Annotated in this window: 29 protein-coding genes; 24 read left to right on the top strand and 5 right to left on the bottom strand. The window is 42.5% G+C overall.

The features are described 5' to 3' along the window. Nucleotides 1-5: 5 nt before the first annotated feature. Both H513_RS0105895 and H513_RS0105890 read right to left on the bottom strand, forming a co-directional pair. Entirely contained in the window at nucleotides 6-761 is a 756-nt protein-coding gene (locus tag H513_RS0105895; protein WP_026799909.1) for a metal ABC transporter ATP-binding protein, read from the bottom strand. Nucleotides 762-774: 13 nt separating this feature from the next. After that, nucleotides 775-1,746 carry a metal ABC transporter solute-binding protein, Zn/Mn family gene (locus H513_RS0105890; protein ID WP_026799908.1) on the bottom strand — a complete coding sequence of 324 codons (972 nt, stop codon included), beginning with the start codon at nucleotides 1,744-1,746 and terminating at the stop codon, nucleotides 775-777. A gap of 167 nt (nucleotides 1,747-1,913) precedes the next feature. On the opposite strand from H513_RS0105890, the gene H513_RS0105885 reads away from it, so the two are divergent. The 4 genes from H513_RS0105885 to copZ all read left to right on the top strand — a co-directional run bounded on the left by H513_RS0105885 (nucleotide 1,914) and on the right by copZ (nucleotide 5,337). Further along, nucleotides 1,914-2,297 (top strand): DUF302 domain-containing protein, encoded by a 384-nt coding sequence (locus tag H513_RS0105885; protein WP_026799907.1) that lies wholly within the window; start codon nucleotides 1,914-1,916, stop codon nucleotides 2,295-2,297. A gap of 92 nt (nucleotides 2,298-2,389) precedes the next feature. Beyond that, complete coding sequence (locus H513_RS0105880) at nucleotides 2,390-2,710, top strand: metal-sensing transcriptional repressor (protein WP_231572074.1); 321 nt, start codon at nucleotides 2,390-2,392, stop codon at nucleotides 2,708-2,710. Nucleotides 2,711-2,723: 13 nt separating this feature from the next. After that, nucleotides 2,724-5,108: a heavy metal translocating P-type ATPase gene (locus tag H513_RS0105875; protein ID WP_026799905.1), complete on the top strand. Its 2,385-nt coding sequence runs from the start codon at nucleotides 2,724-2,726 to the stop codon at nucleotides 5,106-5,108. A 22-nt stretch (nucleotides 5,109-5,130) separates the two neighbouring features. Then, nucleotides 5,131-5,337 (top strand): copper chaperone CopZ, encoded by a 207-nt coding sequence (gene copZ, locus H513_RS0105870; protein ID WP_026799904.1) that lies wholly within the window; start codon nucleotides 5,131-5,133, stop codon nucleotides 5,335-5,337. A gap of 123 nt (nucleotides 5,338-5,460) precedes the next feature. Here copZ and H513_RS0105865 read toward each other — a convergent pair whose 3' ends face one another. Continuing rightward, nucleotides 5,461-5,790 carry a spore coat protein gene (locus tag H513_RS0105865; RefSeq protein ID WP_026799903.1) on the bottom strand — a complete coding sequence of 110 codons (330 nt, stop codon included), beginning with the start codon at nucleotides 5,788-5,790 and terminating at the stop codon, nucleotides 5,461-5,463. Between the two features lie 16 nt (nucleotides 5,791-5,806). Further along, on the bottom strand, nucleotides 5,807-6,079 hold the full coding sequence (locus H513_RS0105860) for a hypothetical protein (protein WP_026799902.1): 273 nt from the start codon (nucleotides 6,077-6,079) through the stop codon (nucleotides 5,807-5,809). 210 nt (nucleotides 6,080-6,289) lie between these two features. Between H513_RS0105860 and H513_RS0105855 the strand changes: the two genes are divergently transcribed. The 9 genes from H513_RS0105855 to H513_RS0105815 all read left to right on the top strand — a co-directional run bounded on the left by H513_RS0105855 (nucleotide 6,290) and on the right by H513_RS0105815 (nucleotide 14,189). Further along, on the top strand, nucleotides 6,290-8,686 hold the full coding sequence (locus H513_RS0105855) for a 3-hydroxyacyl-CoA dehydrogenase/enoyl-CoA hydratase family protein (RefSeq protein ID WP_026799901.1): 2,397 nt from the start codon (nucleotides 6,290-6,292) through the stop codon (nucleotides 8,684-8,686). 21 nt (nucleotides 8,687-8,707) lie between these two features. Continuing rightward, entirely contained in the window at nucleotides 8,708-9,883 is a 1,176-nt protein-coding gene (locus tag H513_RS0105850; RefSeq protein WP_026799900.1) for an acetyl-CoA C-acetyltransferase, read from the top strand. A gap of 16 nt (nucleotides 9,884-9,899) precedes the next feature. After that, a complete protein-coding gene (locus H513_RS0105845; RefSeq protein WP_026799899.1) occupies nucleotides 9,900-11,684 on the top strand; it encodes an acyl-CoA dehydrogenase family protein in 1,785 nt (594 codons plus the stop codon). A gap of 134 nt (nucleotides 11,685-11,818) precedes the next feature. After that, nucleotides 11,819-12,172, top strand: a complete 354-nt coding sequence (locus H513_RS0105840) for an arsenate reductase family protein (RefSeq protein ID WP_026799898.1) — start codon at nucleotides 11,819-11,821, stop codon at nucleotides 12,170-12,172. 108 nt (nucleotides 12,173-12,280) lie between these two features. After that, complete coding sequence (gene gcvH / locus H513_RS0105835; RefSeq protein ID WP_026799897.1) at nucleotides 12,281-12,664, top strand: glycine cleavage system protein GcvH; 384 nt, start codon at nucleotides 12,281-12,283, stop codon at nucleotides 12,662-12,664. 55 nt (nucleotides 12,665-12,719) lie between these two features. Then, entirely contained in the window at nucleotides 12,720-12,884 is a 165-nt protein-coding gene (locus H513_RS21480) for a hypothetical protein (RefSeq protein ID WP_154655196.1), read from the top strand. A gap of 184 nt (nucleotides 12,885-13,068) precedes the next feature. Beyond that, nucleotides 13,069-13,452, top strand: coding sequence for a toprim domain-containing protein (locus H513_RS0105825; protein WP_026799896.1), 384 nt, complete (start codon nucleotides 13,069-13,071; stop codon nucleotides 13,450-13,452). Further along, a complete protein-coding gene (locus H513_RS19655; protein ID WP_036769392.1) occupies nucleotides 13,439-13,741 on the top strand; it encodes a thioredoxin family protein in 303 nt (100 codons plus the stop codon). Before H513_RS0105825 ends, H513_RS19655 begins: the two co-directional genes overlap by 14 nt. 124 nt (nucleotides 13,742-13,865) lie before the next feature. Then, entirely contained in the window at nucleotides 13,866-14,189 is a 324-nt protein-coding gene (locus tag H513_RS0105815) for a hypothetical protein (RefSeq protein ID WP_026799895.1), read from the top strand. Here H513_RS0105815 and H513_RS0105810 read toward each other — a convergent pair. After that, nucleotides 14,175-14,594 carry a TlpA disulfide reductase family protein gene (locus H513_RS0105810; RefSeq protein WP_036769390.1) on the bottom strand — a complete coding sequence of 140 codons (420 nt, stop codon included), beginning with the start codon at nucleotides 14,592-14,594 and terminating at the stop codon, nucleotides 14,175-14,177. The two genes, H513_RS0105815 and H513_RS0105810, sit on opposite strands and share 15 nt — an antisense overlap. A gap of 150 nt (nucleotides 14,595-14,744) precedes the next feature. On the opposite strand from H513_RS0105810, the gene H513_RS0105805 reads away from it, so the two are divergent. The 11 genes from H513_RS0105805 to H513_RS0105755 form a co-directional block, all read left to right on the top strand. After that, complete coding sequence (locus H513_RS0105805; protein ID WP_026799893.1) at nucleotides 14,745-15,104, top strand: carboxymuconolactone decarboxylase family protein; 360 nt, start codon at nucleotides 14,745-14,747, stop codon at nucleotides 15,102-15,104. A 236-nt stretch (nucleotides 15,105-15,340) separates the two neighbouring features. Beyond that, nucleotides 15,341-15,493, top strand: a complete 153-nt coding sequence (locus tag H513_RS21855) for a YuzK family famiily protein (RefSeq protein WP_169449929.1) — start codon at nucleotides 15,341-15,343, stop codon at nucleotides 15,491-15,493. A 271-nt stretch (nucleotides 15,494-15,764) separates the two neighbouring features. Continuing rightward, complete coding sequence (gene sufC / locus H513_RS0105795) at nucleotides 15,765-16,559, top strand: Fe-S cluster assembly ATPase SufC (RefSeq protein WP_026799892.1); 795 nt, start codon at nucleotides 15,765-15,767, stop codon at nucleotides 16,557-16,559. A 13-nt stretch (nucleotides 16,560-16,572) separates the two neighbouring features. Continuing rightward, nucleotides 16,573-17,883, top strand: coding sequence for a Fe-S cluster assembly protein SufD (gene sufD / locus H513_RS0105790; RefSeq protein WP_026799891.1), 1,311 nt, complete (start codon nucleotides 16,573-16,575; stop codon nucleotides 17,881-17,883). After that, the gene (locus H513_RS0105785) at nucleotides 17,883-19,103 is read left to right on the top strand and encodes a cysteine desulfurase (RefSeq protein ID WP_026799890.1); all 1,221 of its coding nucleotides are present in this window, start codon (nucleotides 17,883-17,885) and stop codon (nucleotides 19,101-19,103) included. The genes sufD and H513_RS0105785 overlap by 1 nt, the downstream gene beginning before the upstream one ends. Continuing rightward, nucleotides 19,093-19,524 (top strand): Fe-S cluster assembly sulfur transfer protein SufU, encoded by a 432-nt coding sequence (gene sufU, locus H513_RS0105780; protein WP_026799889.1) that lies wholly within the window; start codon nucleotides 19,093-19,095, stop codon nucleotides 19,522-19,524. Before H513_RS0105785 ends, sufU begins: the two co-directional genes overlap by 11 nt. A gap of 43 nt (nucleotides 19,525-19,567) precedes the next feature. Beyond that, nucleotides 19,568-20,965 carry a Fe-S cluster assembly protein SufB gene (gene sufB, locus H513_RS0105775; protein WP_026799888.1) on the top strand — a complete coding sequence of 466 codons (1,398 nt, stop codon included), beginning with the start codon at nucleotides 19,568-19,570 and terminating at the stop codon, nucleotides 20,963-20,965. Between the two features lie 132 nt (nucleotides 20,966-21,097). Continuing rightward, nucleotides 21,098-21,919, top strand: a complete 822-nt coding sequence (locus H513_RS0105770) for a sulfite exporter TauE/SafE family protein (RefSeq protein ID WP_026799887.1) — start codon at nucleotides 21,098-21,100, stop codon at nucleotides 21,917-21,919. Between the two features lie 13 nt (nucleotides 21,920-21,932). Further along, a complete protein-coding gene (locus H513_RS0105765; protein WP_026799886.1) occupies nucleotides 21,933-23,327 on the top strand; it encodes a bifunctional metallophosphatase/5'-nucleotidase in 1,395 nt (464 codons plus the stop codon). Between the two features lie 55 nt (nucleotides 23,328-23,382). Next, entirely contained in the window at nucleotides 23,383-23,688 is a 306-nt protein-coding gene (locus H513_RS0105760; RefSeq protein WP_026799885.1) for a YunC family protein, read from the top strand. 154 nt (nucleotides 23,689-23,842) lie between these two features. Continuing rightward, nucleotides 23,843-24,052, top strand: a 210-nt coding sequence (locus tag H513_RS0105755) for a transposase family protein (RefSeq protein WP_026799884.1), incomplete at its 3' end; no start/stop codon positions are given.

Below are 24,052 nucleotides of genomic sequence, written 5' to 3'. Positions count from 1 at the left end.
CTCCGCTAGTGTTCGTGTGTCATCTGATGGACCGAATGCCCATATATGGATGACAGTTCCTGATCGTTTAAATGTTCGAAGCTGTGAGCATCTCCGTGAAAATGAAGTTCCTGATTTAAACACGCGATGGAAGTCGCATACGATGTCATGGTGCCGGTATCGTGAGTGACAAGTAAGAGCGTAATCCCCTGGTCTCGATTTAACCTTGCAAGCATGTCATAGAAACGATTGACGTTTTCCACATCTACACCGACAGTTGGCTCGTCTAGAATGAGCAATTTAGGCGAGCTAACCAATGCTCGTGCGATAAATACACGTTGTTGCTGACCTCCTGATAAGTCGCCAATGTTTTGATTTACGTATTCACTCATACCCACTTGTTCGATGGCTTCATAAATCTTCTTACGATGAGCTTTCGTGTAGAAGCGAAGATATCCAACCTTTGCGGTGAGTCCCATTGAAACAACTTCATATACAGTAGCAGGGAACCCTGAATTAAAACTATTGGCTTTCTGAGAAACAAACCCAATATGATTCCAATTCTTAAAGGAACGAATAGGCGTACCAAATAAACGAATACTTCCTCGCTTATGTTTCTCAATGCCTAACAATAATTTAATCAGCGTAGTCTTGCCCGAACCGTTCGGGCCAACTAAGCCGACAAATTCACCCTCTTCAATGGTGAATTCAATATTCTTTAGAACATCTTTGTCTTCATACGCATAGCTTAACTCATTGATTTCTACAACAGGTTGCCCCATTCGAGCCACCTCCTTATTTAGAAAGCACTTTCTCTAGTGTTTCTAGGTTTTGTTCCATAATTGAGAAGTAATCGTAACCTTTCTCAATATCTTCTTCCGTTCGAGTTGCTAGATTATGAAGCGTGACAGCTTCAGCATTAAGTTCATTTTGAATGATAGAAGCGGTTTGGCTTGAAACATTTTGTTCAAAGACCATGTAAGACAAGTTGTGTTCTTTCGCCTTCTCTACAATGCGCTCTAACTCTTTTTGAGACGGTTCAGCGCTTGGTGATAAACCGGAGATGCTAATCTGTTCAATTCCGTAACGGTCTTCCCAATACCCATAACCTGAGTGAGATACAAGCATTTTATTTTGTTCCGTAGAAGTGACGACACTCTTAAACTCTTCGTTTAAACGATCTAATTTTGACTGTAGGTTTTGTAAATTCGCTTCATATTGTTCTTCCTGCTCAGGATTTAACTCAATTAATGTGTCTGCAATCTTCGCTGCGAGTTCTTTAGAGCGAATAGGATCTAGCCAAATGTGAGGGTCAATCCCCCCATGATCGTGATGATCATGGCCATCATGTGTGTCATGGTTATGCTCGTCGCTTTCCCCATGCTCACTATGATCATTTTCTTCGCCCATTTCCATGAACATGTCTTTATTCTCACCAAGTTCGACTAGTTTTACTGATTCGTTCTGCAGTGTATCAGCCGCATCTTCAGCAAATCCTTCTAATCCAGCACCTAGGTAGATGAAAGCGTCGCTGTCAGCCAGTTTCGTCATCGTCTTAGCCGTTGGCTCAAAAGTATGCGCATCCGCTCCTGGTGGATAAATGGTTTCCACATCCATCTCTTCACCGCCAATCTCCTCAGCAAAGAATTCTATAGGGTAAATTGTTGTATAAATCGTTACTTCATCATCATTTGATTGATTGGCTGAATTTCCAGAACATGCTGCCAGCAGCAAGCTCAAAGCTGTAACCATCAACGTTCGTTTCATATTATATAGTTCTCCTCTCCTCGTCCATAACCTTACTTATTCTATCGTAACGGTTCCGATTTGTAAATGAGAATCGTTCCGATTTATAAGAGATTACTGATTAGATGTTTTTTTGTATACCTAAAGGGGTATGCATGGTTGTAAGAATGATTTGGGAGGGAAGTTAAATGTTTCATTATACGCTAGAAACGAAGAAATCTGTTGAACAAACGGTTGATTCCATTCAAGCTTCGCTTAAAAGTGAAGGGTTTGGAGTACTTTGGGACTTCAATGTGAAAGACACTTTACAAGAAAAAGGGTACGAACTGAATCATACTTATCGTATTCTAGAAGTTTGCAACCCTGGAGAAGCGAAATCAATGATCGATCAGAATCCATTGGTTAGCTACTTTCTACCGTGCAAAGTGGTAGTCTATGAAGAGGATGGGTTAACTAAACTAGGCATGGCAAGACCAACTAAGCTCATTGAGTTTATAAACGATGATAAACTAAACGACACTGCCAAAGATATTGAAGAACGAATGATTGCGTGTATGAACCAATCAATCTAATGACCTGATTACCCCGCTCATGTATTGAGTGGGGTTTTTTGGTTGACTTAAAATACAATACGGGGGTATGGTATACCTAAGAGGTGATGGAAATGAATAAGAACATGGAGTTACCTGAGGACAGCGGGAAGAAACCCGTAAAGCCTCGTTCGGATGAAGAAAAACAACAGATTAACAACCGACTTAAGCGGATTGAAGGGCAAGTAAGAGGCATCCAGAAAATGGTCGAAGATGATCGGTATTGTGTAGATACGCTTGTTCAAATTTCTGCCATTAAGAATGCAATAGACAAAGTTGGCTATTCTTTGTTAGAACGACACACACATCACTGCGTTGCCAATGCGATTCACAATGGCGAAGGAGAAGAAGCAATTGATGAGTTACTAAAAGTTGTTCAACAATTTGCGAAGTAGAGGGGGGAACTCTATGAGTGAAAAACAAGTCCAGCTAGGTATTACTGGAATGACTTGTGCAGCATGCTCCACTCGAATCGAAAAAGTATTAAATCGAATGGAAGGGGTATCTGCGCAAGTAAACTTAGCGATGGAAGACGCTCTCATTACGTATAATAATGAAATTATCGATCTTAATGAGATTGAATCAAAGATACAGAAGCTTGGTTATGACGTAGAGAAAGAGCAAATAGAACTTGATGTTGAAGGGATGACTTGCGCTGCCTGTTCAAATCGAATTGAGAAGGTGCTCAATCGAATGGAAGGTGTAGAAGAGGCGACCGTTAATTTAGCGAATGAAACAGCTCAGGTTCGATTTCAATCTGGTGTCTTACAACTAAGTGACATCATTGGGAAAATTCAAAAGCTAGGTTATGATGCTTCAGTACAAAGAGGGCACGAAGATAAAGAGACAAAGAAAGAGAAAGAGTTGTCGCATAAACGACGCCGACTACTTGCATCAATTCTGTTGTCAGCTCCGCTCCTTCTTACCATGCTGGTGCATTTCTTTCAAGTTTCGTTCTTAGATTTCCTTATGAATCCATGGCTTCAATTTGCGTTAGCAACTCCGGTTCAGTTTGTGATTGGTTGGCCATTTTATGAAGGAGCTTACAAGAACCTTAGGAATAAGACTGCCAATATGGATGTGCTTGTAGCATTAGGGACATCAGCGGCCTATTTTTACAGTGTGGTGGAAGCGATTCGTGGAACCATCCGACCCACCTACGAGCCTAGTCTTTATTTCGAAACCAGTGCTGTGCTCATTACGCTTATACTTGTAGGGAAATACTTTGAGGCTATCGCGAAGGGTAGAACAACTGCAGCAATTTCGAGCTTAGTACAATTACAAGCTAAGGAAGCTACAGTGCTTGTGAACGGTGAAGAGAAACGAGTTGCTATTGATCAAGTTCAGGTAAATGATAGATTGCTCGTGAAACCAGGAGAAAAGTTTCCTGTGGATGGAATGTTACTGAAAGGATTTACTACTGTTGATGAGTCCATGTTAACAGGAGAATCGATGCCTGTAGACAAGGCAGAAGGTGACAAGTTGATTGGTGCGACGTTAAATAAGAATGGAACTGTCGAGATGCAAGCGACACAAGTAGGCAATAACACTGCATTAGCAAACATCATTAAAGTCGTAGAGGAAGCCCAAGGTTCGAAAGCGCCCATTCAACGGTTGGCAGACCGAATCTCAGGAGTATTTGTTCCTATTGTTATTGGAATTGCGTTCATTACTTTTCTGTTATGGTACACCGTTGTGGACCCTGGTCAACTTGCATCTGCATTGGAACCAGCTATTGCGGTACTGGTCATTGCTTGTCCGTGTGCGCTCGGGTTGGCGACACCAACCTCTATTATGGTAGGGTCTGGAAAAGGTGCTGAAAGTGGAATCCTCTATAAGGGAGGAGAATATTTAGAATCCACACATCGCCTTACAACAGTCGTGTTTGATAAGACCGGTACTCTAACAGTAGGTAAACCGGTCGTAACCGATTATTTAATCGATGATGAGAGCGTACTACCACTATTAACGGCGGCAGAATCTCAATCGGAACATCCAATTGCAGAAGCCATTGTGCAATATGGTGTAGACCAAGGTTATGTAGATAAAGAAGTAACTTCTTTCAATGCGAAAGCTGGATATGGAATAGAAGCAAGTATTCACAATTCTTCTTTATTAATTGGGACAAAGAAGTTACTTAGCAAGCACAATGTGGAATATGATTCATATGTTCCATTAATGGAATCGCTGGAAGAAGAAGGTAAAACGGCGATGCTTGTTGCTGTAAATGGGGAAGCTAAAGGTGTTGTAGCCGTTGCTGACCAAGTGAAACAAGATGCGCGTGCTGCTCTAGCTTCCTTATCCGATATGGGGATTAAACTCGTTATGTTGACGGGGGATAATCGAAGAACTGCTGAAGCCATTGCCTCTGATTTAGGTATCGACCAAGTTATCGCAGAAGTCGTACCAGAAGAGAAAGAACAGCAGATCAAGCACTTACAAAGTCAAGGAGAATATGTAGCGATGGTTGGTGATGGAATCAACGACGCACCGGCCTTAGCTCGAGCTGATGTTGGAATCGCCATTGGTACTGGAACAGATGTTGCAATTGAAGCTGCAGATGTCACGATTATGGGCGGAGATCTTCATTTAATTTCTAAAGCCATACGTTTAAGCCATCGAACGATAAGGAACATACGCCAGAATTTGTTCTGGGCTTTATTCTACAATTCAGCTGGAATCCCGATTGCTGCACTAGGATTATTGGCTCCTTGGATTGCAGGTGCAGCTATGGCATTTAGTTCTGTGAGCGTTGTAAGTAACTCGTTGCGACTGAAACGAGTGAAACTATAAAAATTCGAAAGGTAGGATGACCATGCAAATTACATTAAGCGTAGAAGGTATGACGTGCAATCATTGCGAAAAGGCTGTAAAGGGAGCCCTTAAAGAATTTGAAGGCGTACAGGGAGTAGAGGTTCATCTTGAGAGTGGCAACGTAGATGTCATGTATGACGATGTAAATGTTACGAAGGAGCAACTTAAGGAAGCTATCGAAGAACAAGGATATGACGTTGTTTCTTAATTGAATTTAACATAATCACTAAGTGTGAAGTCTAAGGCTGTCGAGAACTTTCTCGGTAGCCTTTTTTCTTTATAGAGATTATTCTCCACAAGCTGAAAGCCTCGGCGAGAGCCGAGGCTTCTATTAATGAGGGTAGGGAAGCTGGTTCTTATATCCGGTGAACTGTTGGTAAGATTGCTGCATGGTCTGTTGATCGGCTGGATCGAGTCCATACCACCCATGTTTAAACATGGCATTGTAAAGATTTCGTTGGCAGTCTTGAGATTCGTTGAAGATTTGTGAGATGTCTTGATACAAATGATCGGAGCTTGCTTCGTTTAAGTAGGTTGTATAGGATGCGGTCATGTACTTTTCAGTAGCAAGCATGTCTGTCATAAAATCCCGTTCATTCATTTCAGGCGACGTTGGAATCGCGGTTTCAGGATTTTGGATTTTCTGTTGATTTTGATTCATTGTGGTTTCTCCTCCTTTAGTTTAATGGTGGTTGTTGACTAGGTGCTGCTTTATCGTTCAAATGACTAAGGATTGTTTCGTAGTGGCGCTGGTGCATTTGTCCGACTTGTTCGATTGTTGCTTTAATATCTGGCGTTGTACAAAGGTTAGCGAAATGATGAGCCTTCTTCGCTGCATTCAAATTCCAAGACAACATATCCACTAAGTAAAGCTGGTCCTTCTGGCTTACCATGGACGGTGGTTCTGGCATGAAATTTCCTTTTGTTGTTGGTTGTTGTTGCTGTTGCATCTTACATCCTCCTCTTTGCTAGACAGTCATCCTTTAGATTTCCTCATTCTGTGCTCACTATGCTTTACAGAAAATAAAAGATGGGTCTACAAAAGGATTGCGAAATGTCTGAAAATAATTTATAGTAAAACTAGAATAAGGAAACCAATCCTTATATTTTTTTCGCTGAATAATGAATGAGTATTCATTCAAGTGATAGGGGGAGAAGGAATGAAGCACGGTATTAAGAAAGCTGCCGTACTAGGGTCCGGTGTTATGGGAGCAGGAATTGCTGCTCACTTAGCGAACGTTGGGATACCGACGTTAATGCTAGACATCGTTCCAAAGGAACTAACGGATAAGGAGCAAAAACGAGGATTAACACTTGAAGATGAGGTGGTTCGTAACCGAATTAGTGAGGCTAATAAGCTTGCGCTGCTTAAACAAAAGCCTTCACCACTTACGGACAAACAGAACATAGAGTTAATTTCTACTGGGAACTTTGAAGATCACATGAAAGAACTATACGATGTGGATTGGATTATTGAAGTTGTCGTTGAGAACTTAGATGTGAAGCGAAAGGTCTTTGCTCAAGTAGATGAGTATAGAACACCGGGTACAATCGTGAGTTCCAATACTTCCGGAATTTCGGTTCAAGCCATGGTGGAAGGACGCTCAGAGGACTTCCAGAAGCATTTTCTAGGAACTCACTTCTTTAACCCACCTCGTTACTTAAAGTTGCTTGAAATAATTCCGACGACATACACGGACCCGTCCGTATTACAGTATATGAAGACATTTGGAGAAGATGTCCTTGGTAAGGGAGTTGTAGAAGGAAAAGATACCCCGAACTTCATTGCGAATCGCATCGGAACTTATGGACTGTTAGTGACCGTTCAGAAAATGGTCGAAGGGGGCTATAGCGTAGGAGAAGTGGATTCCATCACCGGACCTATGATTGGTCGACCAAAGAGTGCGACGTTCCGAACGCTTGATGTCGTAGGTTTAGATACGTTTCTACATGTTGCCAGAAACGTTTACGAACAAGTAGAAGGAGAAGAGAAAGGTGTATTTGACCCTCCTTCATTTATGAAGACCATGAACGAAAATGGCTGGATTGGACAGAAGGCTGGTCAAGGATTCTTCGTGAAGAAGAAAAGTCCTGAAGGCTCTGCCATTTATGAACTGAATCCATCCACAATGGAGTATGAAGAACGTAAAAAGTTAAAAACAAAAGCAACAGAAGCGGCTAAACAACAAAAGGGAACGCATCAAAAGTTAAGAACGTTAGTCAATTTCAAAGGTGATCGAGCTTCTGATTTAATTTGGTCTGTTGTGAAACCAGTATTAACGTATTCCGCTTCGCTTACTGGGGAAATTGCAGATGATATTCAGTCGATTGATGATGCCATGAAATGGGGATTCGGCTGGGAACTAGGCCCATTTGAAATGTGGGATGCCATTGGAGTGAAGGAATCCGTCCAACGAATGAAAGAAGAAGGAGAACAACTTCCACAATGGGTGGATGAGATGCTAGATAAAGGATTCGAAACCTTCTTCAAGAACAAAAATGGAAACGTTTACTTTTATCATCAAGGCCAATATATTCAAAAAGAATTTAACGAAAAAGAAATACACCTTCACTTAGTAAAGGAACAAAAAGGTGTTATTAAACAAAACCGTGGAGCAAGCCTGATTGATCTAGGTGATGGAGTGGCGTTACTCGAATTTCACTCTCAGAACAACTCCATCGGACCTGATATCGTTCAAATGATTAATTATGCGATCGAAGAAGTTGAACAGAATTTCGAAGGTCTTGTGATTGGAAATCAGGCGAAGAATTTCTGCGTCGGTGCAAACCTAGCCATGATTCTCATGGAAGCGCAAGACTTTAACTACCCAGAATTGAACATGGTCGTGAACAACTTCCAACAAGCTATGATGAACGTTAAATATGCAGCGAAGCCAGTAGTGGTTGCAACACATGGTATGACACTTGGTGGAGGAGCAGAAATCGCGTTACCTGCCACGGCAATTCAAGCTTCACAGGAAACATATATGGGGCTTGTAGAAGCCGGTGTTGGCCTCATTCCAGGTGGGGGAGGCAACAAGGAACTTTATCTGAAGCACTTATCTAGCACACCTGCATCACTAGTTGATGTTCAACAAACGGCTATAAATGTATTCGAAACAATTGCAACCGCAAAGGTAAGTACGTCTGCTGCGGAAGCTGAACAGAATGGCTTCTTAAGTTCTAACGACGCCATCAGTGTTAATGGAAGCCATTTGTTGAACGATGCAAAGCAGAAAGTGCTTGGCCTAGCACGATCAGGCTATCGCCCACCAAAGCGTACGACGTTCCCAGTCGCAGGTGAACAAGGATATGCTGTGATGATGATGGGTGCGAGAACAATGGCCTGGGGTGGATATGCCAGTGAGCATGACACGAAGATTGCAGAGAAACTTGCACATGTGTTGGCTGGTGGGCGTGTCAATCAGGGTACGTTTGTTGACGAACAATACCTGCTCGATTTAGAGCGTGAAGCCTTCTTGTCACTTGTGGGTGAACCGAAAACCCAACAACGAATGCAACACATGCTAGTTAAAGGAAAGCCGCTAAGAAATTAGTACGGAAAAGGGGGATGAACCGTGAAGGAAGCAGTAATTGTAGCAGGAGCAAGAACACCTGTAGGGAAGGCAAAGCGTGGGACGCTTGTTCATACTCGTCCGGACGATTTGTCGGCGTTAACGGTTAAAGAAACACTGAAGCGTGCCAATAATTATGAGGGAAATATAGATGACTTCATTTTAGGATGTGCCATCCCAGAAGCAGAGCAGGGAAACAATATGGCTAGAAACGTTGCGGGATTGGCAGGATTGCCTCATACCGTTCCTGGTATTACCATCAACCGCTATTGTTCTAGTGGTCTGCAAACCATTGCCTATGCTGCCGAGCGAATCATGCTTGGTTACAGTGACACGATTTTAGCAGGTGGTGCAGAGTCGATGAGCATGGTACCGACACCAGGGCATGTATTCAAGCCGAACTTAACGCTAGTTGAGAAAGCACCTGAATATTACATGGGTATGGGTTACACCGCAGAAGAAGTTGCGAAGCGATTCGAAATTTCAAGGGAAGACCAGGATGCGTTTGCACTTGAAAGTAATAAACGAGCTGCGGCTGCGATTCAGTCAGGTAAATTCGACGATGAGATTGTTCCTGTTGAAGTGACCAAGAAAGAGTTAGGGGAAGACGGTAAATTAGTCGAATCGACATTCGTATTCGCGCGGGATGAAGGTCCTCGACCTGATACGTCATTAGAAGCACTAGGGAAACTGCGCCCAGCCTTTACTTTGGGTGGTTCTGTAACAGCGGGGAACTCTTCTCAGATGAGTGATGGCGCTGCCACAGTACTCGTAATGGACCGTGAAAAGGCTGAATCAGAAGGATTAACTCCACTAGTGAAATTCCGTTCTTTTGCGGTTGCTGGAGTTGAACCTGAGATTATGGGAGTTGGACCTGTAGAAGCGATTCCGAAAGCGTTGAAGCTTGCAGGAGTCGATTTACAAGATGTTGGTTTGTTCGAATTAAATGAAGCATTTGCTTCACAATCCTTACGCGTTATACGTCAGCTAGGCCTTGATCCTAACAAGGTGAATGTAAACGGTGGTGCGATTGCACTGGGTCACCCACTAGGATGTACTGGAACGAAGTTAACGTTAAGTCTCATTCACGAGATGAAAAGGAGAGGCGAGCAGTTTGGCGTCGTGACAATGTGCATTGGAGGCGGCATGGGAGCTGCTGGAGTATTTGAATTAATTTAATAAAGGGGAGATTAGGATGAGCGAAACGAAAGAGAAAGTATTTAAAGGTGGTAGCTTTTTAGTAGAGGATCTAACAGCTGAAGATATTATTACACCGGAGGATTTCTCTGATGAGCACTTGATGATTGCGAAAACGACAGAGGACTTTGTTCTAAATGAAGTTGTTCCAAAAATTGAAAACCTAGAAAATCATGAGTTTGAATATTCCGTCGAACTATTGAAGAAGGCGGGAGAGCTTGGTCTTCTGGGAGCAGATGTACCTGAGGAGTACGGCGGTTTAGCGTTAGACAAAATTAGTTCGTCTCTAATCACTGAGAAGTTTAGCCGTGCAGGTGGATTCTCTGTTACTCATGGAGCACACGTTGGAATTGGATCGCTTCCAATTGTATTCTTCGGTAATGATGCTCAGAAAGAAAAGTATCTCCCATTACTTGCGACAGGTGAGAAGCTTGCCGCCTACGCATTGACAGAGCCAGGTTCAGGGTCCGATGCCCTTGGTGCGAAGACGACGGCTGTGTTGAATGAAGCAGGGACACATTACGTCTTGAACGGTGAGAAACAGTGGATTACGAACTCTGCTTTTGCTGATGTGTTCGTTGTCTATGCCAAGATTGACGGAGACAAATTTACAGCATTTATCGTAGAGCGTGATTACAAAGGCGTTTCTACAGGTCCTGAGGAGAAGAAAATGGGAATTAAGAGTTCTTCTACTCGTACACTGATTTTAGAAGATGCTGAAGTACCCGTTGAGAACGTATTGGGCGAAATTGGTAAAGGACACGTCATTGCCTTTAACATTCTAAACGTAGGTCGTTATAAATTAGCTATTGGCGGTGTTGGAAGTTCAAAACGTGCCATTGAATTAGCAGTCAAATACGCAAATGAGCGCAAGCAGTTCAAAACACCTATTTCAAGCTTCTCCTTAACACAAGAAAAATTAGCAACGATGGCGACAGAAACTTACGTTCATGAAAGCTCCGTTTACCGTACAGTTGGCTTATTTGAACAACGTATGGGTAATCTAACTCCAGAGCAATTGAAAGATGGCAAAGCGGTAGCGGCAGCTATTGCAGAATACGCGATTGAGTGTTCACTTGGTAAATTCTCTGCGACAGAGTTAATGGATTATGTGATTGATGAAGCTGTTCAAATTCACGGTGGTTATGGGTTTATGGCGGAATATGAAGTAGAGCGGATGTACCGTGACTCTCGTATTAACCGAATTTTCGAAGGAACGAATGAAATCAACCGACTAATTGTGCCCGGAACATTGCTTAAAAAGGCGATGAAAGGTGAATTACCACTTCTTCAGAAGGCACAAGGGCTTCAAGAGGAGCTCATGATGATGATGCCTGAAGAGCCAGGTACTGAAACGCTCGAACAAGAAAAGTTCTTGCTGCGTAACGCGAAAAAGGTTGGACTCCTTTCAGCTGGCTTAGCTGCTCAGAAATATGGTGAGAAATTAGAACGCGAACAAGAACTACTCGTAAACATTGCGGATATCGTTTCTGAGATCTACAATATGGAGTCAGCAATCCTTCGTACAGAAAAGGCAATCTTGAAGAATGGTGAAGAAAAGAACGTGCAAAAGCTTCTTTATACGCAAGTATTCGTTCAAGAATCATTCAATCGTATTGAGGCGCATGCGAAAGAAACGCTTATCGCAAGCGAAGAAGGCGATCAGTTACGCATGATGCTTTCTGCATTACGCAAGCTAACGCGTCACACCCCAACGAACGTGATTGCGAAGAAACGCGAAATCGCAAAAGCGATTATCGAAGAAGAGAAATACGTTATTTAACATTCAACCTAGATAGAGTAAGGACCAATAAAAGAGGGCATGGTTATACTGTGCTCTCTTTTCTCTATTTCACATAGGATTTGCCTGTTCATTATGATAAAATGTGCCTGATTAGTTAGGGAGGTGTTTTTTTTATGATTACGTTTTATTGGTACCCCCAATGTGGTACATGTAAAAAGGCCAAAAAATGGCTGGATGAGAATGGCGTTACATATGAAAGTGTGCATATTGTTGAACATCCCCCTTCGAAGGAACAATTAGCTCAAATGATTGAATTGAGCAATGAACCCATTAAGAAATTCTTTAATACGAGCGGGAAGAAATATCGAGAACTTGGATTAAAGGACAAGCTTCTAGATGCAACGTATGACGAGAAATTAGAGTGGCTGGCCTCTGATGGGATGTTGCTGAAGCGCCCAATCGTAACAGATGGCAGTCATGTAACCGTTGGGTTTAAAGAGGAAATCTTTGAAGAAACGTGGAAGTAAGTTGAGCATAAGGATTGTATCTCGTCCGAAAAGAACTTACATTTGTATGTGAGAAACCAAATTGAAATCATGAAATGTAAAAAACAAACCATTTGGAGGTTGTAAACGATGAGCTTACCAAAAGAATATTATTATTCAGAAGAACACGAATGGGTGAAAGTTGAAGGAGAACAAGTGCGTATCGGAATTACAGATCACGCTCAGTCTGAGCTAGGTGATATTGTATTTGTGGAGCTTCCTGAAGAAGGAGACGAAATTACAGTAGACCAGCCTTTCGGAAGCGTGGAGTCCGTTAAGACCGTATCCGAGTTATACGCTCCAATCAGCGGTAAAGTTGTAAGCATCAATTCAGAGCTTGATGACAGCCCTGAATTTGTTAATGAATCCCCATATGAGAAGGCTTGGATGATTACAGTTGAACCATCTGATTCTTCTCAAATTGAAAAATTGATGTCAGCTGACGACTACCAAAAAATGATTGGTGAAGAATAAGTTTCATTACTAGCACAAGCCCTGTCGGACATCCTATACATGAGGGGTGATTCGAGTGGCAGACAAGCGAAAAGAACGTCCAGAAGGTAAACGACGTGAAGAGCTTCAAGCTGTTGCAAAAGGCCAAGCTGTTTCCAGCAATGGTTCTAACGAATGGCGCGGTGAGTCCGACCCCGCTAAGGTAGATAAGTATACCGATTGCCGACAAGGCTGGTGTTAAAAGGAGGTGGCAGTGTTTAACACTGCCGCCTTTTTTAATACATGAATTGATGTGAATCTAGCGTATTCTGAGAATGCAGCATGGGAGTTAGCAATTATCTGATCTTTCATTCAGTTCTAATAAGCAACGTTGTATACTAGTAACATACACTATAGATAATCTAATTAGAAATTAGGTGGTCGCAATGGTCGAGAAGGAAAAAGTGATTATCGTTGAAGGCAGAACGGATAAGAAACAAATTCTTAAAGTGCTAAGTGCTAAAGAGCAGATTGAAATAGTGTGTACGAATGGCACTTTGGGTGTTGAACGTCTTGAAGAGCTTATTGAAGGGTACGGTTTAGACTATAAAGAAGTCTTCGTATTAGTGGATGAGGATGACTCAGGCCATAAACTTCGAAAGCAGCTGTCTTATGAACTTCCACATGCTGAGCACATATATGTAGATAAATCATTTCGAGAGGTGGCAGCAACGCCTGAGACGGTGTTGGCAACTGCACTCGTTAGCAATCATTTCGATGTTAAACCGATTTATCTTTCTAATAAAGGTGGATTGTATGATTCCAATTGAACAACTTGAACAATTAGATACCCCGAGTCCGTATACCTTCCTATATATTTATACACCGTTCTGCGGAACTTGTAAGTTAGCGAGGAAGATGTTGGACACAGTTGAACAAACACTTGAAGGAGCAACGATTCATGAAATGAATGCGAGTTTATTTCCCGATTTCATGCAAATTTACAAAGTTGAGAGTGTTCCTTGTTTGTTAATCCTGAACGGGGAAAAGGTAGAGGAACGTATCTATGCATTTCAATCTGTTCCTTATTTATATGAAACCATTCTTCACTACAGGTGAGCTCTTATACGTAAGGGCTCTTTTTTTTGTCAGAATTGAGAAGAAGATGTCGTGTTTTATATAGAGGAATGAGCCTTATCTTGCACGTATTGTATTAGAAGAACGATAAAAGGGGTGGAAGGTCATGCTTCTTCAGCAGGTGCAGCACTGGAAAGAGCGCGTAATGAGTCGTCAAGATTTAGCCCAGTTCTATGAAACCCGTCCATTCTCTGTTCATTTACGTGCAGAGGGGGAGGATGTGTGGATTAAATTACACCATTCTACTATTGTCATAAGTACGACCAAATTGGCGTCAGATGTGGAATTAGAGAGCTCTACTCCGATATTCTCAAAGCTCGTTCTTGGTGAACAAGCTTTGTATCGGATTCCAAAGCACCTTATTAAGAAGAAAGGTCCTTATCGGCATTTACTCGCGCTTGAATCATTGTTTTACTTACCTTGCGAGTAATTGTCCTACTGACTGAACGATTTCCATCATAGAAGCCTTATCTCCAAATACTTCATGTATATCGCCTTCACGATTAATAATTGCCGTAGTGGGTACACCTGTACACCCATACTTGTCATAAATTTCTCGTCCTCTGTCCTTTAACGTTAGTTGACTTAAGTACTTATTCGCATACTGGAGTTCTGCTTCGTCTGATCGCTCTCGTCCAGGTACATTAATCGTCACCATGGACAGCATATCTGAATCCGCTGACTGGTGAAACTGTTCCTTCTTCGGTAAATCTCTAGCCGTATCTGGGCACCATGAAGCCCAGAACGTCAGGATAACGATCTTGCCGAGGTCGTCGGATAAAGAGTAACTCGATTCTTCGTCTATGGTCGGCAATGTGAACATCGGTGCTTTCATAGTGATTCCTCCTTCTAACTTACAACGCTCTTATCCTAACATATCATCCTTACGATAAGGAAAGCACATGACCAGTTGGATTCTGGATAGCTTGTTCTTTATGAGGTCATACTAAACGTACGAACCATTACAAATTAGGAGGGTCTGTACATGGAACAACACGAAGGTAGACATTCAACAGAACAAGCGCTGTACAATTACAAAGAGGGACTCGGTCATTTCCAAGAGAAGCTTCCTGATGTTGCGCATTACTACAACCTCTTTACTGAAGCATGCTTTACCGAAGGAACGCTTTCTCAGAAGGAGAAGCAATTGATCGCCTTAGGGATTAGTGTAGCCACACAAGATGAATATTGTATGATTTATCATACTAAGGGCTGTTTAGACCAAGGAGCGTCAGAACAAGAAATGTTAGAAGCGTGTAGTGTTGCGTCTGCATTTGGTGGGGGAGCTGCTCTCAGTCAAGCTGTTACGCTTGTCCAAGAAAGCATGAATGAGTTAAAGCACTAATCCACTTAGGCAAATTCCGCTTAATTCGATACAAATCAAGAGTAAAACGATAAAATCAAATGAAATCGCCCGCTATTTACAAGCGGTTCCGTTGCACCTCCTTCCATCCCGTTTTAACAGGTTTAACCAGCTTTGTTGAGGGAATTAGTTATGTGGTAATCTTTAACATGTAGTTAAAAACCTGAAGGGATGGATTCACTATTAGTGACCAACTGAACTTAAACTACACACCTGAAATGGAGAAATCTATGCAGCAGGCGCATCGCATTAGCTATGCGGAGTACAGCTCTCGTTTAGACCAAAGATTGATTGTGGAACAGCGAAGAGAAGAAGATTATACGAAATGCTTACAAGTAGGAATTGATATGAGTCGTCAAATTCATCGATGATAAAAGAACGGGTAGCGATTATGTCGTTACCTGTTTTTATTTTGCTGAGAAATTGTTAGCATGGACGTAATGGAAATGGATACCCTAAACAGAGATTATTTGGGAACTCCTACTAAGGGATGAGGTCGAGGTAATCAGTCTCCACTCTTTCCAAAAAAGTTGATTATACATTTCATATGATATAAGATTGTAATGAGAATAGATTGAGAATGAAACTAATGTAAGTTCCTAATGAACCAATGCACATAAAACCACTATTGGAGGTATCAATATGGCTGGATCAACTCTAGAAATTAAAGATCTACACGTTGAAATCGAAGGAAAAGAAATTCTAAAAGGTGTAAACCTAACGATTAAAGGTGGGGAAACTCACGCAGTAATGGGTCCGAACGGTACAGGTAAATCCACACTTTCTTCTGCAATTATGGGACACCCTAAATATGAAGTAACGAAAGGTTCCATTCTTCTTGACGGTGAAGATGTTCTTGAAATGGAAGTAGACGAGCGCGCAAAAGCAGGTCTATTCCTAGCAATGCAGTACCCAAGTGAAATTAGCGGAGTAACAAACTCTGATTTCCTTCGCTCTTCTATTAATGCACGCCGTGAAGAAGGCGATGAGATTGGTCTTATGCAGTTCATTAAAGATATGGATAAGAACATGGATACATTGGATATTGACCAAAGCATGTCAACTCGTTACCTAAACGAAGGGTTCTCCGGTGGTGAGAAGAAACGTAACGAAATTCTTCAATTAATGATGATTAAACCAGCAATTGCGATTCTAGACGAAATTGACTCTGGTCTTGATATTGACGCACTTAAAGTTGTATCTAAAGGAATCAACCAGCTTCGTGAAGAACGTAAAGACGGATTTGGTGTGCTTATGATTACACACTACCAACGTCTACTTAACTACATTCAACCAGACAATGTTCACGTAATGATGCAAGGCCGTGTCGTGAAATCAGGCGGACCTGAGCTTGCAGAGCGCTTAGAAGCTGAAGGGTACGACTGGTTAAAACAAGAACTAGGAATTGAAGATGAAACTGTAGGCGAACAAGCGTAAAAGGAGGGTTACTATGACTGTAGATACACAGCTTCCATTTGACAAGCAATATGTCGAAGATTATTCCGCACAAAGACAAGAGCCACAATGGATGAAAGAATTCCGTCAGCAGGCTTTTGAGCAAGCTGAATCTTTAGAGCTTCCTAAGCCGGATAAAACAAAAATTGATAAATGGAATTTCACGAATTTCCAACATGACATTGATGGAGAAGCAATTGCTTCTCTTGATGAGCTGCCATCCTACGTTAGCAGCCTTCTAGACAAAGAGAATAAAGAGCAGTCCAACTTGATTATTCAACGTAATCATACCGTTGCATACAATCATGTATCTGAACAATTGCAGCAACAAGGTGTTATTTTCACAGATATCTTTACTGCGCTTCGTGACCATAGCGACCTTGTTCAGAAGTATTACATGAAAGAAGGCGTAGCAGTAGATGAGAATAAACTATCTGCATTGCACGCAGCTCTCATGAATGGTGGCGTATTCGTGTACGTACCGAAGAATGTAGAGGTGGAACAACCCCTACAAACAATCTTCTGGCAAGAAGATGTACGCGCAGGCTTGTACAATCATGTTCTGTTAGTAGCTGAAGAAGGAAGCTCTGTTACGTACGTAGAGAACTACGTTTCACCAGAAGGTAATGAACCATCAGTTGCGAATATCGTAACAGAAGTCATCGCGCAAAATAATGCGAAAGTATCCTTTGGTGCAGTGGATAACTTAAGTGAAGGCATGACAGGCTATGTGAACCGTCGTGGAATTGCTCATCGTGATGCTTCCATTCAATGGGCTCTTGGCCAAATGAATGACGGAAATACAGCTTCTGAAAACATTACGTACCTAATGGGCGATAACTCTTACGCAGATGCGAAGACGGTAGCAGTTGGCCGTGGTTCTCAGAAACAGAACTTTACAGCCAAAATCGTTCACTACGGCTTGAATTCAGAAGGCTATATTCTTCAACATGGCGTTATGAAAGAGAAAGCAACGTCTATCTTTAACGGCATTGGTAAGATTGAGCATGGGGCGTCTAAGTCAAATGCTGAACAAGAATCACGCGTGCTTATGCTAAGTGATGACGCCAGAGGCGATGCGAACCCAATTCTTCTTATTGAAGAGGACGATGTTACAGCAGGCCACGCAGCATCTGTTGGCCGTGTAGATCCAATTCAATTGTTCTACCTAATGAGCCGAGGCATCAGTAAGCAAGAAGCAGAGCGCCTAATCATTCACGGTTTCCTCGCACCTGTTGTTAACCAGCTTCCAATTGAAGCCGTTAAACAACAGCTGACTGAGGTTATTGAAAGGAAAGTATACTAATGGATGTGAAAGCTGTTCGTGATCAATTTCCGATTTTACATCAGGAAGTGAACGGACACCCATTAGTTTATCTCGATAGCGCAGCGACGTCTCAAAAACCGAACGCGGTTATAGAAGCCATTGAGGAGTATTACCGTGAATACAACTCAAACGTGCACCGTGGCGTTCACACGCTTGGTACGAAAGCCACTGATGGTTATGAGGGAGCACGTGAGAAGGTTCGCCGTTTTATTAATGCTGAAAGCACACAAGAAGTCATCTTCACACGTGGTACAACGACTTCCATTAATACGGTAGCGTACAGCTATGCGCGTGAGAACCTGCAGGAAGGCGATGAAATTGTTATCACCTACATGGAGCACCACAGCAACATCATTCCGTGGCAACAGGCTGCGAAAGCAACAGGTGCGACACTGAAGTATATTCCGTTGCAGCCAGATGGCACATTAGCCATTGAAGACGTGGAGGCAACGATTACGGAGAACACGAAAGTTGTCGCAGTGATGCACGTGTCTAATGTTCTAGGAACTGTTAACCCAATCAAAGAGATTGCAGACATCGCTCACCAAAACGGTGCTGTCATGCTCGTTGATGGCGCCCAAAGTGCACCTCATATGAAGATTGATGTGCAAGACTTAGATTGTGACTTTTTCGTATTCTCAGGTCACAAGATGGGGGCCCCAACCGGAATTGGAGTGCTCTATGGGAAGAAACATCTACTCGAACAAATGGAGCCTGTTGAGTTTGGTGGAGAAATGATTGACTTTGTCGGTTTATACGAATCGACTTGGAAAGAGCTTCCGTGGAAGTTCGAAGGTGGAACGCCAATTATTGCAGGAGCTATCGGATTAGGTGCAGCAATCGACTTCTTAACTGAAATAGGGTTAGATGAGATTGAGGCACATGAGAAAGAACTAGCACAGTACGCAATGGACCGTTTAAGCACGATTGAAGGGGTAACCGTTTATGGACCGAAGGAGCGAGCGGGTCTTGTAACCTTTAATCTAGACGACGTTCATCCCCATGATGTAGCTACCGTCCTTGATGCTGAAGGAATTGCAGTTCGAGCAGGTCATCATTGTGCACAACCGCTCATGAAATGGCTTGAAGTTTCTGCAACTGCACGCGCAAGCTTCTACCTATATAATACAAAAGAAGACGTAGACCGGTTCGTCGATGGATTAGTTAATACAAAGGAGTTTTTTGGTGATGTCTTTTAACAACTTGGATCAACTATACAGACAAGTCATCATGGATCACTATAAAAATCCTCGCAACCGTGGAACTTTAGAAGGTGACGTGATGAGCGTCAATATGAATAACCCGACTTGCGGTGATCGCATTCAGCTTCAGCTTCAAGTTGAAGAGGGCACAGTCACAGATGCAAAGTTTGATGGTGAAGGTTGCTCAATTTCACTTGCCTCTGCATCGATGATGACGCAAGCTGTTAAAGGGAAAAGTATTGACGAAGCCGTGAAGATGTCTGGCGCTTTCTCAGACTTGATGCAAGGCAAGGACATTGATGAAGATATAGATTTTGGAGATATTCAAGCGCTACAAGGCGTTTCTAAGTTCCCAGCTCGTATTAAGTGTGCAACACTCCCTTGGAAAGCGATGGAAAAGGGTGTCGATGAGCAATAAGTGGAACGTGATTTAGTGATAAACCTTAAAGGAGGTACGATGTATGGCTAAGAAAGAACCAGAAATCGGAGAATATCAATACGGGTTTCATGATAAGGATATTTCAATTTTCCGTACGCAACGTGGTTTGACGAGAGAAGTTGTCGAGAAGATTTCTGAAATTAAGAGTGAACCGCAATGGATGCTTGATTTCCGTTTGAAATCATTGGACCTGTTCTATAAGATGCCAATGCCACAATGGGGCGGCGACTTGTCTGAACTTGATTTCGATGAAATTACGTACTACGTAAAACCTTCAGAGCGCTCTGAGCGTTCGTGGGATGAGGTACCAGATGAGATCAAGCAAACGTTCGACCGTCTAGGAATTCCAGAAGCCGAACAAAAATATCTTGCGGGTGTATCTGCTCAGTACGAATCTGAAGTGGTTTACCACAACATGCAAGAAGAGTTAGAAGAAATGGGAATCGTCTTTAAAGATACAGACTCTGCTCTACGTGAGAATGAAGACATCTTTAAAGAGCACTTTGGTAAGATTATCCCACCTTCTGACAACAAGTTCTCTGCACTTAACTCCGCGGTATGGTCTGGTGGTTCCTTTATTTACGTCCCTAAGGGCGTGAAGACAGAGACGCCACTTCAGGCTTACTTCCGAATTAACTCTGAGAACATGGGTCAATTTGAGCGTACGCTTATTATCGTGGACGAAGGAGCTTCCGTTCACTACGTAGAAGGTTGTACAGCTCCAACGTACACGACTCAATCCTTGCACAGTGCCGTTGTTGAGATTGTCGTTAAGAAAGACGGGTATTGCCGTTATACAACAATCCAGAACTGGGCGAACAACGTTTATAACCTTGTTACGAAACGTGCTGTTGCTCATGAAAATGCAACAATGGAATGGATTGACGGTAACTTAGGTTCTAAGTTAACGATGAAGTACCCTTCTGTGATTCTTAAAGGTGAAGGCGCACGTGGAATGACACTTTCCATCGCTCTTGCTGGTAAAGGACAACACCAAGATGCGGGTGCGAAAATGATTCACCTTGCACCAAATACGTCCTCCACAATTGTTTCTAAATCCATCTCCAAGCAAGGTGGTAACGTAACGTATCGTGGAATCGTAAACTTCGGTAAGAAAGCACACGGTGCCCGTGCAAACGTTGAATGTGACACGCTGATTATGGATAACAAATCTAAATCAGATACCATCCCATACAACGAAATTCACAATGAGAATATCTCCCTTGAGCACGAAGCGAAAGTTTCTAAAGTGTCTGAAGAGCAGCTATTCTACTTGATGAGCCGTGGTATTTCAGAAGAAGAAGCAACGGAAATGATCGTAATGGGCTTCATTGAGCCATTCACGAAAGAACTTCCAATGGAATATGCCGTAGAAATGAACCGTCTAATCAAATTTGAGATGGAAGGTTCCATCGGTTAATCGAACAATTCCACCCTTTACTCCAATACGGAGTAAAGGGTTTTTTTCATTCTTTGCTGCTTTATGTTTTTGAATTTGAAAAGATGGTAAGATTAAGACTGGTACATCGATATAAGAAAGGAACACAGCTCTATGACATCATTTATCATCATGTTACTAATTGGTCTTACTGCCGGATTATTAGGAAGTGTTGCAGGTCTTGGTGGTGGAACTATTATTGTCCCAAGCTTACTGCTTCTAGAGGCATACGTGCCGGAATTTAGTTGGGTGACTCCTCAAAAAATTGTTGGGATCTCCCTCTTCTTAATGATCTTTACAGGATTATCTTCTACTATTACGTACGTGAAAGGAAATCGAACAGATGTAAAACTTGGAGGGTTATTGCTGATAGGCAGCTTGCCTGGAGGAATTGTCGGCTCTCTCCTCAACCAATATATTCATGCAGATGCTTTTACCCTATGGTTCGGCATATTAATGTTACTTGTGACAGGGTTATTCTTTCTTCCTAAACGTCAGGGGAGCAAACGTACGAGGTTTAAGTGGGCACTGTCGAGGGCCGTTACGTTGGATGGTGAGACACACGAGTATCACGTGCCCATCCTATTGAGTGTCGTTCTCTCATTCTGTGTGGGAATGCTCTCAGGTTTATTCGGAATTGGAGGAGGGTCTTTACTCGTTCCAATTATGATTATGTTCTTTGCTATCCCTCCTCATGTGGCTACCGCTACATCGATGTTTATTATTTTTGCGATTAGCATCTTTAGTTCTTTTACACATATCGTGTTAGGTCACGTGGAATGGTTATATACACTGTTCCTTATTCCTGGGGCATGGATAGGTGGTACCCTCGGTGCGAAACTCAACCAACGTTTAAATAGTAAATCGGTTGAATGGATTTTACGCGTGCTCCTCGTTATTATAGGGATTAGATTGATTTGGGACGGAGTTCGTTAAGGAGTGAGATCTTATGAAGGAGAATATATACCTCTATTATACAAATGACTTGCACAGTCACTTTGAGAATTGGCCTTCAATTATCGGTCATTGGAAAGAGCAACAGCTTCATCACCAACGAAGAGATGAAACAATGCTGTTACTTGATGTGGGTGACCACGTCGATCGCTTTCATCCTATATCAGAGGCGATGATGGGGAAAGCGAACGTTGAGCTTCTTAATGAGGCAGGATATGATCTTGTAACGATAGGAAATAACGAAGGAATTACGCTTTCATATCAAGATTTATATCACCTTTATGATGAGGCGACCTTTGATGTTATTGTGGGGAATCTCCATTCGGAAGAACAAGAACCTGCATGGCTGAAATCCTACACCATAAAGGAAACGAAGGCTGGTACAAGAATCGGGGTGATTGGATTGACGGCCCCTTTCCAAGCTTTCTATCGTCAGCTAGGTTGGGACGTGTCATCTCCGTATGAACAGTTAGAGAAGCTAGTTCCCATTGTCGAAGAGAAGGCAGACATCGTCGTCTTATTATCTCACTTAGGGATCAATGATGATGAGGAGATTGCTCGCCGCTTTCCACAGATTGAAGTTATTATTGGAGGGCATACCCATCACTTGTTCAAGCAGGGGGAGTGGGTGAATGATACGTTGCTCACTGCTGCCGGCAAGCATGGACATTATGTTGGACAAGTTCATCTACAATACGATGCAGAAGATAAGAGGTTAACTTCCAAAGCTGCATCAGCCTACTCAATTGCCACATTCATGAAAGATGAAGAGACTGAAGCTACGTTACAACAGTATTCGAACAAGGCTTTCAGCTACCTAGACCAATCCATTGCTCATGTGAAAGAGCCTCTTTCTGTTAACTGGTTCCAGGAAACGCTGTTAATTCGTGAACTGGTGGAAACTGTCAGGATGTGGACAGGGGCGCCTGTTGCTATGTTGAATGCTGGAGTGCTATTGGATTCCTTGGAACAAGGTCATGTAACCCGCGGTGACGTGCACCGAATCTGTCCACACCCAATAAACCCTTGTACCGTAAAGTTAACAGGTGACGAGTTAACAGAGGTGGTACGTGAATCGTTGACGAAACGGTTTACAGAGCTGAAATTAAAGGGATTTGGCTTTAGAGGAGAGGTCATTGGCAAGATGATCTACTCAGGATTAGACGTGTTCACACGGAAAGACGCTGAGGGTCATGAGCATCTTGAGCGTATTGAGTTAGATGGAGAACCGATTGACCGGCATAGAACGTATACCATCGCGACTGCGGATATGTTTACGTTTGGTCGCTTACTTCCAGAAATTGCTCAAAGTCGTGAGAAAGAATATTACATGCCCGAATTTCTAAGGGACTTGCTTACAGAGACACTGCAACGTGTGGAGCGCATTTAGTCGTCACTCTCGCTTCTATTCCTACATAAATTAGGAGTAGAAGGGAGTGGGGGTCATGATGAATGTGGAACCAATTTTACTCGATGGGCATCCCTTTACAGCTATATCAGTGGAAATCCCAAAGACAACCTTATTAGTCGTTACAAACGACATTGGCTACATCATGTGTGGAGCGCTCGATGTTGACTTACTTAATGAGAAACTTGCAGACCGAGAAATAGTAGCAGGCCGAGCAGTTGGTGTACGAACCATCGACCAACTCTTACATGCTCCACTTGAGAAGATTACGATAGGGTCTAAAGCTTATGGATGGACAGAAGGCATGACAGGTAAAGACGCATTGCTTCAATTATGTAAATAACGTGCAGACGCCCTTAAGAGGGGGTCTGTTTTTTTATTGGCTCTAAAATATTTGTTGGGGTACGTAGAAAATTTGGCATAAAAAAACACGCAAGCTCCAATCTTTACTACACTTGAATTGACGAGAAACAAATCAGTAAAGGAGTTGCGTGTAGGTGTATTCTAACATCCCGGTACCAGGACTACAAAGTGTAATTATCAAGAAAAGTGAAGAAATCGGTGGAGATTTTCATCTTTATGTGGAGGTTCCAAAGAAGAGTCATAAATGTAAGTCGTGCGGTGACTGGACACAACGCATTCATGACTATCGAACCCAAAAAATCCAACACCTCAAACTCTTCGAACGGACAACGTATTTGTTCTAT

It is taken from the genome of Pontibacillus halophilus JSM 076056 = DSM 19796, assembly GCF_000425205.1.
GTDB classification, from domain to species: domain Bacteria; phylum Bacillota; class Bacilli; order Bacillales; family BH030062; genus Pontibacillus_A; species Pontibacillus_A halophilus.
Note: the sequence above shows the minus strand (reverse complement) of the source record. Positions and strands in the feature narration are given on the sequence as shown.

What these genes read in the sequence shown, in the direction of transcription:
- H513_RS0105895 (WP_026799909.1), bottom strand. Translation starts at nt 761, where the DNA reads ATGGGGCAACCTGTTGTAGAAATCAATGAGTTAAGCTATGCGTATGAA.
- H513_RS0105890 (WP_026799908.1), bottom strand. Translation starts at nt 1,746, where the DNA reads ATGAAACGAACGTTGATGGTTACAGCTTTGAGCTTGCTGCTGGCAGCA.
- H513_RS0105885 (WP_026799907.1), top strand. Translation starts at nt 1,914, where the DNA reads ATGTTTCATTATACGCTAGAAACGAAGAAATCTGTTGAACAAACGGTT.
- H513_RS0105880 (WP_231572074.1), top strand. Translation starts at nt 2,390, where the DNA reads ATGAATAAGAACATGGAGTTACCTGAGGACAGCGGGAAGAAACCCGTA.
- H513_RS0105875 (WP_026799905.1), top strand. Translation starts at nt 2,724, where the DNA reads ATGAGTGAAAAACAAGTCCAGCTAGGTATTACTGGAATGACTTGTGCA.
- copZ (WP_026799904.1), top strand. Translation starts at nt 5,131, where the DNA reads ATGCAAATTACATTAAGCGTAGAAGGTATGACGTGCAATCATTGCGAA.
- H513_RS0105865 (WP_026799903.1), bottom strand. Translation starts at nt 5,790, where the DNA reads ATGAATCAAAATCAACAGAAAATCCAAAATCCTGAAACCGCGATTCCA.
- H513_RS0105860 (WP_026799902.1), bottom strand. Translation starts at nt 6,079, where the DNA reads ATGCAACAGCAACAACAACCAACAACAAAAGGAAATTTCATGCCAGAA.
- H513_RS0105855 (WP_026799901.1), top strand. Translation starts at nt 6,290, where the DNA reads ATGAAGCACGGTATTAAGAAAGCTGCCGTACTAGGGTCCGGTGTTATG.
- H513_RS0105845 (WP_026799899.1), top strand. Translation starts at nt 9,900, where the DNA reads ATGAGCGAAACGAAAGAGAAAGTATTTAAAGGTGGTAGCTTTTTAGTA.
- H513_RS0105840 (WP_026799898.1), top strand. Translation starts at nt 11,819, where the DNA reads ATGATTACGTTTTATTGGTACCCCCAATGTGGTACATGTAAAAAGGCC.
- gcvH (WP_026799897.1), top strand. Translation starts at nt 12,281, where the DNA reads ATGAGCTTACCAAAAGAATATTATTATTCAGAAGAACACGAATGGGTG.
- H513_RS0105825 (WP_026799896.1), top strand. Translation starts at nt 13,069, where the DNA reads ATGGTCGAGAAGGAAAAAGTGATTATCGTTGAAGGCAGAACGGATAAG.
- H513_RS19655 (WP_036769392.1), top strand. Translation starts at nt 13,439, where the DNA reads ATGATTCCAATTGAACAACTTGAACAATTAGATACCCCGAGTCCGTAT.
- H513_RS0105815 (WP_026799895.1), top strand. Translation starts at nt 13,866, where the DNA reads ATGCTTCTTCAGCAGGTGCAGCACTGGAAAGAGCGCGTAATGAGTCGT.
- H513_RS0105810 (WP_036769390.1), bottom strand. Translation starts at nt 14,594, where the DNA reads ATGAAAGCACCGATGTTCACATTGCCGACCATAGACGAAGAATCGAGT.
- H513_RS0105805 (WP_026799893.1), top strand. Translation starts at nt 14,745, where the DNA reads ATGGAACAACACGAAGGTAGACATTCAACAGAACAAGCGCTGTACAAT.
- H513_RS21855 (WP_169449929.1), top strand. Translation starts at nt 15,341, where the DNA reads ATGGAGAAATCTATGCAGCAGGCGCATCGCATTAGCTATGCGGAGTAC.
- sufC (WP_026799892.1), top strand. Translation starts at nt 15,765, where the DNA reads ATGGCTGGATCAACTCTAGAAATTAAAGATCTACACGTTGAAATCGAA.
- sufD (WP_026799891.1), top strand. Translation starts at nt 16,573, where the DNA reads ATGACTGTAGATACACAGCTTCCATTTGACAAGCAATATGTCGAAGAT.
- H513_RS0105785 (WP_026799890.1), top strand. Translation starts at nt 17,883, where the DNA reads ATGGATGTGAAAGCTGTTCGTGATCAATTTCCGATTTTACATCAGGAA.
- sufU (WP_026799889.1), top strand. Translation starts at nt 19,093, where the DNA reads ATGTCTTTTAACAACTTGGATCAACTATACAGACAAGTCATCATGGAT.
- sufB (WP_026799888.1), top strand. Translation starts at nt 19,568, where the DNA reads ATGGCTAAGAAAGAACCAGAAATCGGAGAATATCAATACGGGTTTCAT.
- H513_RS0105770 (WP_026799887.1), top strand. Translation starts at nt 21,098, where the DNA reads ATGACATCATTTATCATCATGTTACTAATTGGTCTTACTGCCGGATTA.
- H513_RS0105765 (WP_026799886.1), top strand. Translation starts at nt 21,933, where the DNA reads ATGAAGGAGAATATATACCTCTATTATACAAATGACTTGCACAGTCAC.
- H513_RS0105760 (WP_026799885.1), top strand. Translation starts at nt 23,383, where the DNA reads ATGATGAATGTGGAACCAATTTTACTCGATGGGCATCCCTTTACAGCT.